We start from the raw sequence: 12916 nt of genomic DNA, 5'->3' as shown, positions 1-12916 counted from the left end.
ACGAGGAAAGTCTTATCAAGCTAGGTTTTTAGGACTTGTGTGTACACCGTAGCCCCGCAAGCGGGGAGGGGTTGGGGGTGGGGTGTTAGGGACTTTTGCAAGAGGTCTATTGATTATGATTACCTCTTCAATCCTCTACTCTACGACGCCGCCGACGCGGCTTTTGTTGTTGGTCTTCACGCAAGCGACGACCGACTTCGTTAAAGAAATCCCGGCGCAGATAAGGATAATCGCTAACCCACAGGTTACGATTGGGAAAGTATATATCGCTGAATTCATCAATGCTGCTCAAATCTGGGCGATTGGACATCACTACCATTTCTGCAATTTGACCGCGAGTAATAACTTTGTGGGCAGGACGTAATGGTGCTACAAACTCAATAGTAAATCCTGTGTCATCACCCACCTCTAAATTTATCTGTTTTTCTCGGTTTTCTATAATCACCAATTCGCCTTTGTTATTGACTGTTTCGGTTTTACCCATCAACTGGTCTGTAATCCACCAATCTAAGACTCGACCACGGAAAAAGCCACCGTATTTATAACGGCGGCATTGTAAATTCCGCATACTTGCTTGAAACACTGGATACCACAGCCAAAAAAAAGCGCTAATTACCCCTAGTATAAATACTATTGAAGCAAACTCAAGCTTGAAAATAACTGTTGCAAGCAAAATCACAACTACCGCAACTACAGAAATTAACAGCCGTTGCAAAAAATTTGAGAACTTCCCCCAATAGTATTTGTACTGCAAACCAGTGGCAATTAGGGGGACAACTTGTTCAAATTTCTGGCGAGTCAGTGGTACTAACATGAGTGCTAAGTAATGAATGCCCAATTGTGTGTTTAAAGTATCTTTTCTAATCCATATACTAACGACTTTAGCGCTAAGATTTTGCGAATCGCTAGTAGCACTCCTGGCATATAACAAGCGCGATCGCTCGTATCATGTCGTAAAGTATAAATCTGTCCTGCTGCGCCAAAAATCACTTCCTGATGGGCAATTAATCCTGGCAAGCGGACGCTATGAATTCTAATCCCTTCATCTGCGATACTGCCCCTTGCTCCTGGTAATTTTTCCGTTTCTTCTACAAGAGCAGGGTTAAAAGTTTTACCCAATTCTCCTAGTAACTGCGCCGTTTGAATGGCAGTACCACTGGGAGCATCAGCTTTTTGGTTGTGATGCAGTTCGATAATTTCTACATGGTCAAAATATTTTGAGGCTGCGATCGCAGCTTGTTGCAATAGCACCATCCCAATGGAAAAATTAGGAATAATTAGACAGCCTGTGCTAGCTTTGTCGGCAAAATCTGCCAAGTCTTGAATTTGTTCTGGACTTAAGCCAGTAGTGCCAACTACAGGACGAATACCGTAAGCGATCGCACTGCGAATATTGTCATAAACTGAATCGGGATGGGTAAAGTCTACAATCACCCCTGGAGGAGACTGTCTGTCGCCAGCCACATACCCCAACATCGGTTCTAATTGATTGGTAATCGGCACTTCCAAAGGTTCGCTTAAACCTGCCAACTCCCCGGCATCTTTATCTTGATGTTCCAAACTGTAGTCAATTGCACCCACTAAGTTTAAGTCAGGCGCTTGTGCCACCGCCTTAACCACCTCACGGCCCATTTTGCCAGCAGCACCGTTGACAATAACCGGTATAGGAGCTTGATTCGTCATAGGTCGAGAAATACTTTTTGAGTCAACAAGGGAATTGTAAAGACTTTCGCGATCTAGTAGCTAGCTTCTCAAATCTCTGGCTTAATTCCACCTACCTTGAATTGTGCAGCTAATCCAGGACTTACGCAAAATACCTCTCAAACTCTTATTCCTCCGTGTTCTCTGTGCCTCTGTGGTTCGATTTTCCGTTACCTGTGCGTAAATTCTATAATCGCTTAGTTTTTCTACTCCTCAGAAGATTGGTTCTCGTTTTTATTGCACTATCTTACGCGGCACACCCGTTTTTTTTGCCGCTCGTACTGCCTTGATAAGTAATCCTTATAAAATATATCAGCCTTTGTTTGTCAAGTCTAGTTGACCATTTGTAATATTATTGTTATATTTGTTTACATAGCTTAGTAAAGCGCCAAAGAAAGCTGCATAGCTAAAACTGCACCTTGTCTATTACCTATATAGTTTTGGTTGCATTGGGTGTTAACTAAGAAAAACAGACTTCGGTTTTAAAATATCCCATCGACATTTGGACTTCTCCCATCTACCTCGGCTATCAAGTCGGGGTTTTTTATCTTCTTCATTAGCTGCTTATTTAAAATTTCTTTAGTAGTTACTGTTGATTTAGGTTGCAGTACTGCTTAAAGGATTTCCGAAAGACTGAATCAACATGGCTTAGGGCAATTTTTCCCCAAGTGAAATCCAAGTATTCAGTTCCTCGTTTGGAAGAAAATGTTTACTCTTAGATAAATTCTTGCGCTCTGAAAGTAGAGATTTCAGCCAAACCAAGCCAGTTAAATTTTTCTGGTACTTGCTGTTGCTTTACCCAAACCATTCTCAACCAAGTTTGTATATGCTCTGCATCTTGTTGAAGTAGAACTATTAAAAAATTTGTTGCTTCAGTTTCAGCCATAGCTAATGATGAAGTTAAGGAAACTTTCGCTCTCGCACTTCCACAGCATAATCTTGCACGGCTTTGGTAATCGTCTCGCGCAAGTTTGTGTAAACTTTGGCGAATGGTGGATGCTTTTCTGCCAGTCCAAGGACATCTGAGGTAACTAAAACTTGTCCATCGCAGTGAATTCCCGCACCGATACCAATTGTGGGAATACTCAATTTTTGTGAAATCTGCATTGCTAAATCTGCGGGTATATGCTCTAAAACTAGAGAAAATACACCCGCTTGTTCGAGAGCGATCGCTTCTTGTAAAATCCTCTCACTGGCTTCTTGCGTTTTACCTTGTTGTCGCAAACCCAGTTGATGTATTGATTGCGGTGTCAAACCCACATGACCCATTACCGGAATTCCGGCTTCTACTAAACGAGCCACAGTTTCGGCCATTGCTGGATAGCCACCTTCTAACTTTACCGCTTGAGCGCCCGTTTCCTTTAGTACCCGCCCAGCTGAGTGCATCGCTTGTTGGAGACTTTCTTGATACGTCAGAAATGGTAAATCTACAACTACTAATGCCCGTTTAACCCCACGGCGCACAGCTTTAGCGTGATAGATAATTTCATCCAAAGTTATCGGCAGTGTTGTTTCATACCCTAAAACTACTGCCATCGAGTCACCCACAAGGATTAAGTCTACACCAGCTGCATCGAGGAGTTGAGCGATCGCATAATCCCAGGCGGTCAACGCGACAATTGAACGTCCCTGTTGTTTCCATTGAATTAATTGCTGGGTAGTGATTGCCATTTTGAATTAGGGGATAGGGGATAGGTGATAGGGGATAGGGGATAAGTAATAGGTGATGGGCTATTAGAAAGAATTCAGTCCCCTTTACCCTGTAACCTGTCCCCTAATCCCTACTTAACGGCGCGGCTGAAAGCAATATGGGGTTTTGCACTGTCCGTTTTGGGCATTAACCAAGCTAGACCTTCACTAGTGCCAATCCATAATTTATTGCCGATATCAGGTGCAAGGGTAAGAACCCGACTAGAAGGAAGTCCAGCAACTTCTTCGTCTAATACAGCTCCTGTATTTGGATTTAATCGTAACAAACCATTATTAGTCCCGACCCAGAGACTACCATCTTTAGCAAAACGTACCGCTGTCACATCACGCCCACGCAGGCGAGTTACAGACCGTAACACTGCACCAGTTTTTGGGTTAATAACGAGCAAATTATTCGGCATTCCCGCCCAAATTAACCCTTCTGGACTAATAGCTAAAGCTTGTACAGTCGTTCCTGGTAAATCGGTTATTCGCTTCATAATCGCAGCACTAGCAGTATTTACCCGCACCAATCCATCCAGAGTACCAACCCACAATTGACCTTCTGCATCTAAAGTCAAGGCATTAGCACTGACACCAGGCAGATTTTTTAATGTTGTCATAATCAAGCCTTGGTCGGGACTAATGAGAGCTAAACCGCTATCGGTTCCAGTCCACAAATAACCCCGTTTGTCAAGTAACAGTGACAACACGCGTTTAGAAGGCAAAAATAAATTTTGGGCGGTGATTTCGTTAGTGCGGGGGTCAACTCGAACTAGTCCTTCATAACTTCCTACCCACAAACGTCCTACTTTGTCTTGGGCTAAAGCACCAATGGCAACATTCGGTAAGCTCACACGAGAAATAATCTTGCCGGTTTTGGGATCAATCCGCGATAGTCCCCGCCAAGAACCTACCCAAAGATTACCTGTAACATCTCCTAGTAAGTTACCAACACGATAATCAGTTTTTGGCGAATTTTCTTCAACTCCCCGCTCATCAGGCAAAGATTCTACTCGCGGTGGCGGTGCGGAAGCTGGGTAAGCGGGGGTTACATCAGATGAATTAATGTCAGGGGTTTTTTGCGCCCATCCCATATTTGGCAAAGCTATCAACCCTAGCAAGATAGAAGTAATTAATAAACTAGTACGCTTGTAAAACAATACCACGGTGATATTTCCTTTGGAGACAGTACCCATAGCATTTACCTAAACTGGCTTTGGGTTAATTTCAGTGTTCCCCTAGCTGGGATTTTTTAAACATTGGGATTGGGGACACAACTATTGGAGAGGCTACGCCAACCACAAGCGGTAGTTGAATCTCGACTTCGCTCGATTACCGCGCAGCCGAAACTGAGTGCATCGCTGAAGACTGGGGATTTCGCCATCTCCCCGATCTTTTCAGTCCTTTACAGTTATTAATGACATTTTGTAAAGCTTTTGTAACAAAAAGTTTAAATCTTTATGTAATAACAAAATTAAATAGATAAGTTAAAAACTTTCAAAGAATAACTTATCGAATTCTTGATATATTGTGAAACAAGTTACAAATTACGCGGTGTGCAATTCTTTTATCTTTTGCTCACCACTCTGCTAAATCTCTGTCAAGTAAATTCTTTTCTAGTATCTTTTCCATTAAACGAAAAGATATAAGGAGTGTAAAGGCGGGAATGTGTGCCAGCCAGCCCAATCCCCTGAATACCCTGATTTATGGGGGAATTATCTAAATACTGCCCACAAAAGGCGGAAGTTTTGGTGAAATTGAGAAGGTTTAGTTGGGTGCGAAGAAGAAGTAAAAAAGAATTTTGATTTTTAGCAAGAGGGAACAGTAGAAGCGCTAGGTCGTGTACCCCTAGAAGGGGAAAACACTGGTGAGGAGGGCTACCACCGCTACCAAAGTGTCCGCCGCAAAAAAACTGCTAACCTTTGCCAAAAACAATCCTTAACAAAAATTTTCCTGATCTTTTCCCCGATGAAGGGGGGTAAGAGCAGAGTGAGGGGAAGTTGCACAAAACGTGATTTGATAATTAACAAGAGTGATTTCAGGGAAGGATAAAATTATGTCTTACGCTCAAACGAAGACTCAGAGCAAATCTGGGTATCAAGCCGGGGTTAAAGATTACAGATTAACTTATTACACACCCGATTACACACCAAAAGATACCGATCTTCTAGCTGCGTTCCGTATGACACCTCAGCCTGGTGTTCCTCCCGAAGAAGCAGGTGCGGCTGTTGCGGCTGAATCCTCCACAGGTACTTGGACAACTGTGTGGACAGATTTGCTCACCGACCTCGATCGCTACAAAGGTCGTTGCTATGACATCGAACCAGTTCCCGGCGAAGACAACCAGTACATTTGTTACGTTGCTTATCCTTTGGACTTGTTTGAAGAAGGTTCTGTAACCAACGTATTGACCTCAATTGTTGGTAACGTATTTGGTTTCAAAGCTCTGCGCGCACTGCGTCTAGAAGACATCCGTTTCCCAGTAGCTTACATCAAGACCTTCCAAGGGCCTCCTCACGGTATTCAAGTTGAGCGCGACAAGTTAAACAAATACGGTCGTCCTTTGTTGGGTTGTACCATTAAGCCCAAATTGGGTCTTTCCGCTAAGAACTACGGACGTGCTGTATACGAGTGCTTACGCGGTGGTTTGGACTTCACCAAAGACGATGAAAACATCAACTCCGCACCATTCCAAAGATGGCGCGATCGCTTCTTGTTCGTAGCTGAAGCTATCAGCAAAGCTCAAGCAGAAACCGGTGAAATCAAAGGTCACTACCTCAACGTTACCGCTCCTACCTGCGAACAAATGTTGCAACGGGCTGAGTACGCTAAAGAACTCAAGCAGCCCATCATCATGCATGACTACCTAACCGCAGGTTTCACAGCTAACACCACATTGGCTCGTTGGTGCCGCGATAACGGTATCTTGCTGCACATTCACCGTGCGATGCACGCTGTAATTGACCGTCAAAAGAACCACGGTATCCACTTCCGTGTATTGGCTAAAGCCCTACGTTTGTCTGGTGGCGACCACATCCACACTGGTACAGTAGTTGGTAAGTTGGAAGGTGAGCGCGGCATCACAATGGGCTTCGTTGACCTGTTGCGTGAAAACTACATTGAGCAAGACAAGTCTCGTGGTATCTACTTTACCCAAGACTGGGCTTCTCTACCTGGTGTAATGGCAGTTGCTTCTGGTGGTATCCACGTATGGCACATGCCCGCACTGGTAGAAATCTTTGGTGATGACTCCGTACTACAATTCGGTGGTGGTACTCTGGGACACCCTTGGGGTAACGCTCCTGGTGCAACCGCTAACCGCGTCGCCTTGGAAGCCGTTGTTCAAGCTCGTAACGAAGGCCGCAACTTGGCTCGTGAAGGTAACGATATCATCCGCGAAGCTGCCAAGTGGTCTCCTGAACTGGCTGTTGCTTGCGAACTGTGGAAAGAAATCAAGTTCGAGTTTGAAGCAATGGATACCGTCTGATCTGGGTTAACAGTTAAGAGTTAAGAGTTAGAAGTAGAGACGCGACGCCAGTCGCTACAACGGGGGGAACCCCCGCAACGCGCTGGCTCATGAATCGCGTCTGTACAAGAGTTAGGATTTGCATTAATTCATAACTCATAACTCATAACTCATAACTCTTCAGGGCTGGGGTCAAGCATGAATCTTAAGCAAATTGCGAAGGACACAGCCAAAACTCTCCAAAGCTATCTGACTTATCAGGCTCTAAGGACAGTATTGGCACAGCTAGGCGAAACTAATCCGCCATTAGAACTTTGGTTGCATAACTTTTCGTCTGGCAAAATTCAAAATGGTGAGTCATTCATTGAGCAACTGTTGCGAGAAAAACCAGATTTGGCTTTGCGAATCATGACTGTCAGAGAACATATTGCGGAAGAAATTGTAGAATTTTTACCGGAAATGGTTCACACTGGCATTCAACAAGCCAATATGGAGCAGCGTCGCCAGCATTTAGAACGTATCACACGAATAGACACATCTAACCCCAGTCTGCAACCAGAACAGCAAACAACTTCAGATCAGAATTTGGATAACTTATCCAATTAGTTCGGTCAATCTACTAGTAAAAATCGCAACCAATTATCAAAAGCTATGCAAACTTTACCAAAAGAGCGTCGTTACGAAACCCTTTCTTATCTTCCCCCTCTGTCTGATGCTCAAATTGGCAAGCAGATCCAGTACATTTTGAATCAAGGTTACATTCCAGCGATCGAGTTTAACGAAACTTCTGAGCCAACAGAATTATATTGGACAATGTGGAAGTTGCCTTTGTTCGGTGCTAAATCCACTCAAGAAGTATTGAGCGAAGTTCAAGGATGCCGTTCTCAATTCAACAACAGCTATATCCGTGTTGTGGGTTTTGACAACATCAAGCAGTGCCAAATTCTTAGCTTTCTTGTTCACAAACCCAACAGATACTAAGTCTAGTTAGTTGGAATTAATCATGGGATAGTTCAAGTAATTTGTCTATTCCCATATAGGAGAGGTAGAATTATCCACCTCTCCTTTTTTATAATTAGGTGTTACGGAACATTGAGCTTTATGAGAAAACTCATTATGAAGCTCAATGTTTGCTTTCCAGTATCAGCAAACTGGAAAGACTAATATCATTGGGAACTTTAAGCATTTATACTTCACCATCTAATACATTATCCGAAGCGTCCCGCTTGGTGGGAGAATAAAGACGAGAAATGATGCAAGCCTTGTGTTATCTCCAGCCCAAAGGAATCTGTAGAAATGTGGAAACGAATTGTATTAATTTTGCTATTGGTGTTGAGCTTCAGTCTGAGTAATTCGGATGTAGCGGCTGCGGCTGGACTCAAAAGCTTTGTAGACAGTGGTGATGGCTATCAGTTTTTATATCCTAACGGCTGGCTTCCAGTTAAAGTTGCCGATGGGCCAGATGTGGTTTTTCATGATTTGATTGAGGTGTCTGAAAATGTTTCGGTTGTGATTAGCCCAGTTCCAGAAGGCAAAACTTTGTCAGAATTGGGAACCCCAACAGAAGTAGGATACAAATTAGGAAAAGCGGCTCTCGCGCCTCCTGACTCTGGTCGTTCGGCTGAATTAGTCAATGCTGCACAGCGAGAAGTAGACGGTAAAACATACTACCTTTTAGAGTATGAGGTTAAACTTCCCAATCAACAGCAACGACACAACATTGCCAGTGTCGCTGTGAGCCGTGGTAAACTTTTTACCTTCAACGCCTCAATTCCTGAAAAACGCTGGCAGAAAGTTAAACGAATGATTGATGAGGTTGTCAATTCTTTTTCTGTTTATTAATTGGGGAGTAGGGAATGGGGAATAGGGAACAGGGAACAGGGAACAGGGAATAGGGAACAGGGAACAGGAAATATCAAAAATAAAGATAATGCCCAATGCCCAATTAACAAATTTTTCTAAAATCTCATGAAAATTCCACCTTTTGTACTTGCTTCAGCTTCCCCAGCCCGACGCCGCTTGCTGCAAACTGTTGGTATTGAACCGATAGTTCGACCTAGTGACTTTGATGAGTCGCAAATTGAACTAAGTGAACCAGCAGAATTGGTCAAAAGTCTTGCTCAGTATAAAGCGGAAACTGTAGCCCCACAGTTTGAATCGGCTTTGATTATAGGTTGTGATTCAGTTTTGTCCATCAATGGTGAAATTTACGGCAAACCAGCAGACTTCTCTGAAGCGATCGCACGTTGGCAGATAATGCAAGGTAACTTTGGTGATTTGTACACAGGTCACGCTTTAATTGACCATGAGCAAAATCGGACTTTAGTCAAGTCACAAGTCACAAGAGTTTACTTTGCTCAAATGAGCGAGAAGGCAATTAAAGCTTATGTTGCCACTGGTGAACCACTTAAGTGTGCTGGAGCCTTTGCCATTGAGGGTTTTGGTAGTTTCTTCGTGGAAAAAATTGAAGGCTGTCACAGCAATGTAATTGGACTTAGTTTACCCCTGCTGCGGCAGATGCTAAGTGAATTGGGATACGATGTCACTGATTTCTGGCAGCAATAGTCCCTTGTCTAAAGTTATTAACCAATGACAAATGACAAATGACAAATGACTAATAACTAAATTCCCTAATATTGAGTATTGCTTCGCCATGATCTGGAATCCAGGCTAGCCACTCATCCGCTGAAACCGGACATAATAAAAGTGCTTCGTCAAAACTAAAGGGGTTGGGAAGTTGCAAAAGGTTTACCCAAGTAGAAGCTCTGAACCTCTGTAAGCCTTCCAGATTATTGTGCCTTCTTGCTTGCATAGCAAAACCCGGTCTATGAGAATCTAGTTTCATAGCTTTCTATTAACCTTCACAAATGGGCTAATCTAAAATTATTTCTGTAACCTAGACTACAAAATAAATAATCCTTGTGAAAAGCATCTGTCTTATAAATTTACGTTGGCTGGGTGTAAGTGTTTGCTTATATTGCAGACCAGAACAGGTATGGCACGACAGGTTGTAGACTGGCCATTAGATCGCATTCCCAACTAGAATATGTCATTTACTTCTATGCCCTCGCTGCGTGAGCAACAACATCCCCTAATTCGTCAGCTAGCTGATTGTATTGAGGCAGCTTGGCATCAACACCTGGATTTATCCCCTTACCATTTGCCTAATGAGTTGGGGTATGTGGAAGGTAGATTAGAAGGCGAAAAACTGACGATTGAAAACCGTTGCTATCAAACGCCCCAGTTTCGGAAAATGCACTTGGAACTGGCAAAAATCGGCAATATGCTGGATATTTTGCACTGCGTCATGTTTCCCCGTCCAGAATACAACCTGCCGATGTTTGGTTGTGATTTAGTTGGGGGTAGAGGTCAAATTAGTGCTGCGATCGCAGACCTTTCTCCTATCCAAGTAGAACGCACCTTACCAGAATCTTATACTTCTGCACTGACACAGCTACCAGTGCTTAACTTTTCCCAACCCCGTGAATTACCAGAATGGGGAAATATTTTTTCGGATTTTTGTATCTTTGTCCGCCCCAGTTCCCCTGAAGAAGAAACAATGTTTCTCTCGCGGGTGCGAGAATTTTTAGACATTCATTGTACCCAAGCGATCGCCTCACATCCTGTTTCAGTTGAACAAGTCAGCCAAAATCTCGCCGGACAACACAACTACTGCACCAAACAGCAGCAAAACGATAAAACCCGCCGCGTCCTAGAAAAAGCCTTTGGCCCAGCTTGGGCAGAAAATTACATGACCACAGTTTTATTCGACCTGCCAACTTAATCATCCCCTCCATCTCCCTCATCTCCCCCATCTGTAGGCTCTGCTACGTTTTCAGCTAATAGATAAATGTAGAATTCATTCAACGAGAGTTTTATGGAGTTCCAAAACAGAACAGGGAGAATAGTAAGGTCTTTGAAGCGAATATTACAAAATGGTTTGTTGTCTTGGTAGGTGCAAACAACTAGAGACAACTAACTCATTGACCAGAAAGTTAAGGAAACTCTGATGTTAGGAATGTTTAAATTTACAGACATTTTTTAGTTAGTTAATCGTTGATTGACTTAAGGAAGACTAACTTTTGTAGCAAGATTGTGTCCAACAAAGGCAACAGTCTATTTTTGATGTTTCTTTTCAATTTTGTGACTAACTATAGCTGTAGTCAATGTAGCAGTAAAGTACCGCATCATACCAATTTAGAATTTTTTATAGAAATGCGATATATCGCGTCTCTATATCTAAATTCATACTGCTTGTGAATTCTGCTAACTCCCATTGCACTCATGTCTCAATAATACTCAGAGTTATTGAATAGCCAGCTACTATAGCATTTCTCAGTTTCAATACAGACCTAACCCCGTCCCCTAGTAAGCCTCAAAGCCGTTTGGAGAGAGGTCAAAGTGTATTGCATACATAATGAGCGGCTATAGAAAATACCATTTTGTTAAGCCATAGTGTTGAACGTTCATCACACAATGGATTTTTAAGCCATACCCAGCTTGAAACCACTGTTGTTTGTCCTAACAGCTGGCTGTTGATTAAAAACCTTTTTATTTTTACTTCCATCAGCACAATTCAGGTAAATGGGCAACATACTATGTCAAGGGTGACTGAAAAGCCGAAACCAAGTGAACAGACACTAAATCATGAACAACCTAAGATTTGGTGGGGTATCGCTGTAGCCGTGCCAGTAGTAATCGCCGCTGGGATACTAGGTACGGCTAAAATTGAGCAGTTAAGGAAACTAACTACATCCGCACCCGTAATGCCATCTACCAATAGCATTAGTGCTGTAGGGCGTTTAGAACCGCGAGGCGAAGTTGTTAAATTGTCCGCCCCATCATCAGGATTAGCGCCATCGTCACGAATTCAGCAACTTCTAGTGAGAGAGGGTGAACGGGTAAAGCAAGGTCAAATTGTGGCAATTTTGGACAACCGCGATACCCAAGTAGCCGGATTACAAGAGGCAAAAGCGAAAGTCCAAGAAGCCAGTGCGAATTTAGCGCAAGTCAGGGCTGGCTCTCCCAGAGATATTCAAGCTCAAAGAGCAGTTATCGCTCGCCTACAAGCGCAGTTAATTGGCGAAAGGAATGCAGGGCAAGCAACAATCGCGCGGGTTGCAGCTCAGTTAAGTGGTGATAAACTTGTCCAACAAGCAACCGTGAATCGCCTAGAAGCTGAACTTAGCGGGCAAAGAGATGCTCTCAGAGCAACGATTACACGTATTCAAGCCGAACAGCGCAATGCTCAAGTCGATGCCGGACGCTATGATTATTTATACAAAGAAGGTGCTATTTCTCAGCAAGAGCGGGACAGAAGACGCTTGAGTGCAATAACTGCTAATCAGCAGGTGGCTGAAAGCCAAGCTACCCTAAAGCAGACATTGGCAACCTTGCGACAGCAACTTGCTGAGGCTAGAGCCAACCAAATACAAAATTCAGCAACTTTGCAACAGCAGTTAATCGAAGCTAAAGTTAACCGCGATAAAAATGTGGCAACTTTGCAAAGACAAATCGATGAAGAAAAGGCCAAACTAAGCCGAATTTTAGATGTTAGTCCTACCGATGTGCAAGTAGCACAAGCCCAAGTTAGTAATGCGATCGCAAATGTCAGAAAAGCCGAAGCAGAACTAAGGTTAAGCTACGTTCAAGCACCAATCGCTGGAGAGATTTTAAAGGTTTACACCAAATCGGGTGAAGCGATCGGCGCAAATGGCATTGCTGAAATTGGCCAAACCAACCAAATGTTTGTAATTGCTGAAGTTGCTGAAGACAGCATTGGTAAAGTGCGTCTTGGTCAAAATGCCACTATCACCAGTGATAACGGCGCATTTAGCGGCGAATTAAAGGGAACTGTCACTGAAATTGGCAGAAAAATTGGTAAAAAAGATGTGCTGAATACAGATCCAGCCGCAGATGTGGATGCCAGAGTTGTAGAAGTGAAAATTGCTCTATCTCCAGAAGATAGCCAGAAAGTTTCTGGTTTGACTTATGCCAAAGTTATTGTCGATATTAATAATTAATTAAGTTGTCGATGAGCAGTAATCTTAATCCATA

At 43.2% G+C, this 12916-nt stretch carries 14 protein-coding genes; 7 read left to right on the top strand and 7 right to left on the bottom strand.

Annotation, left to right across the window (positions count from 1 at the left end; all coding sequences use genetic code 11):
* Window positions 1-127 precede the first annotated feature (127 nt).
* From ACM0OX_RS25605 to ACM0OX_RS25580, 6 genes are all read right to left on the bottom strand, one after another.
* The gene (locus tag ACM0OX_RS25605; protein WP_414517701.1) at window positions 128-814 is read right to left on the bottom strand and encodes a phosphate ABC transporter permease; all 687 of its coding nucleotides are present in this window, start codon (window positions 812-814) and stop codon (window positions 128-130) included.
* Between the two features lie 32 nt (window positions 815-846).
* Window positions 847-1683: a 4-hydroxy-tetrahydrodipicolinate reductase gene (gene dapB / locus ACM0OX_RS25600; protein WP_334929563.1), complete on the bottom strand. Its 837-nt coding sequence runs from the start codon at window positions 1681-1683 to the stop codon at window positions 847-849.
* A 733-nt stretch (window positions 1684-2416) separates the two neighbouring features.
* Entirely contained in the window at window positions 2417-2587 is a 171-nt protein-coding gene (locus ACM0OX_RS25595; RefSeq protein ID WP_414517700.1) for a hypothetical protein, read from the bottom strand.
* Window positions 2588-2601: 14 nt separating this feature from the next.
* Window positions 2602-3372 (bottom strand): 3-methyl-2-oxobutanoate hydroxymethyltransferase, encoded by a 771-nt coding sequence (gene panB / locus ACM0OX_RS25590; protein ID WP_194041460.1) that lies wholly within the window; start codon window positions 3370-3372, stop codon window positions 2602-2604.
* Between the two features lie 110 nt (window positions 3373-3482).
* Window positions 3483-4589 carry a two-component regulator propeller domain-containing protein gene (locus tag ACM0OX_RS25585; RefSeq protein WP_414517698.1) on the bottom strand — a complete coding sequence of 369 codons (1107 nt, stop codon included), beginning with the start codon at window positions 4587-4589 and terminating at the stop codon, window positions 3483-3485.
* A gap of 56 nt (window positions 4590-4645) precedes the next feature.
* Window positions 4646-4777 (bottom strand): hypothetical protein, encoded by a 132-nt coding sequence (locus tag ACM0OX_RS25580; RefSeq protein ID WP_414517697.1) that lies wholly within the window; start codon window positions 4775-4777, stop codon window positions 4646-4648.
* Between the two features lie 672 nt (window positions 4778-5449).
* On the opposite strand from ACM0OX_RS25580, the gene ACM0OX_RS25575 reads away from it, so the two are divergent.
* From ACM0OX_RS25575 to ACM0OX_RS25555, 5 genes are all read left to right on the top strand, one after another.
* Entirely contained in the window at window positions 5450-6880 is a 1431-nt protein-coding gene (locus ACM0OX_RS25575; RefSeq protein WP_181930930.1) for a form I ribulose bisphosphate carboxylase large subunit, read from the top strand.
* A gap of 177 nt (window positions 6881-7057) precedes the next feature.
* Window positions 7058-7465, top strand: a complete 408-nt coding sequence (rcbX, locus tag ACM0OX_RS25570) for a RuBisCO chaperone RbcX (protein WP_414517696.1) — start codon at window positions 7058-7060, stop codon at window positions 7463-7465.
* A 45-nt stretch (window positions 7466-7510) separates the two neighbouring features.
* A complete protein-coding gene (locus ACM0OX_RS25565) occupies window positions 7511-7840 on the top strand; it encodes a ribulose bisphosphate carboxylase small subunit (RefSeq protein ID WP_414517695.1) in 330 nt (109 codons plus the stop codon).
* Between the two features lie 315 nt (window positions 7841-8155).
* Window positions 8156-8701, top strand: a complete 546-nt coding sequence (gene psbP, locus ACM0OX_RS25560; RefSeq protein ID WP_334836517.1) for a photosystem II reaction center PsbP — start codon at window positions 8156-8158, stop codon at window positions 8699-8701.
* A gap of 126 nt (window positions 8702-8827) precedes the next feature.
* Entirely contained in the window at window positions 8828-9424 is a 597-nt protein-coding gene (locus ACM0OX_RS25555; RefSeq protein WP_414517694.1) for a Maf family protein, read from the top strand.
* Between the two features lie 49 nt (window positions 9425-9473).
* Here ACM0OX_RS25555 and ACM0OX_RS25550 read toward each other — a convergent pair whose 3' ends face one another.
* A complete protein-coding gene (locus ACM0OX_RS25550; RefSeq protein WP_414517693.1) occupies window positions 9474-9704 on the bottom strand; it encodes a hypothetical protein in 231 nt (76 codons plus the stop codon).
* A gap of 201 nt (window positions 9705-9905) precedes the next feature.
* Between ACM0OX_RS25550 and ACM0OX_RS25545 the strand changes: the two genes are divergently transcribed.
* Together ACM0OX_RS25545 and ACM0OX_RS25540 are read left to right on the top strand one after the other, a co-directional pair.
* Window positions 9906-10643: a phycocyanobilin:ferredoxin oxidoreductase gene (locus ACM0OX_RS25545; RefSeq protein WP_414517692.1), complete on the top strand. Its 738-nt coding sequence runs from the start codon at window positions 9906-9908 to the stop codon at window positions 10641-10643.
* Between the two features lie 814 nt (window positions 10644-11457).
* Window positions 11458-12882, top strand: a complete 1425-nt coding sequence (locus tag ACM0OX_RS25540; RefSeq protein ID WP_414517691.1) for an HlyD family efflux transporter periplasmic adaptor subunit — start codon at window positions 11458-11460, stop codon at window positions 12880-12882.
* Window positions 12883-12916: the final 34 nt, after the last annotated feature.

It is taken from the genome of Nostoc sp. PCC 9305, from assembly GCF_963920915.1.
Classification (GTDB): domain Bacteria; phylum Cyanobacteriota; class Cyanobacteriia; order Cyanobacteriales; family Nostocaceae; genus Nostoc.
Note: the sequence above shows the minus strand (reverse complement) of the source record. Positions and strands in the feature narration are given on the sequence as shown.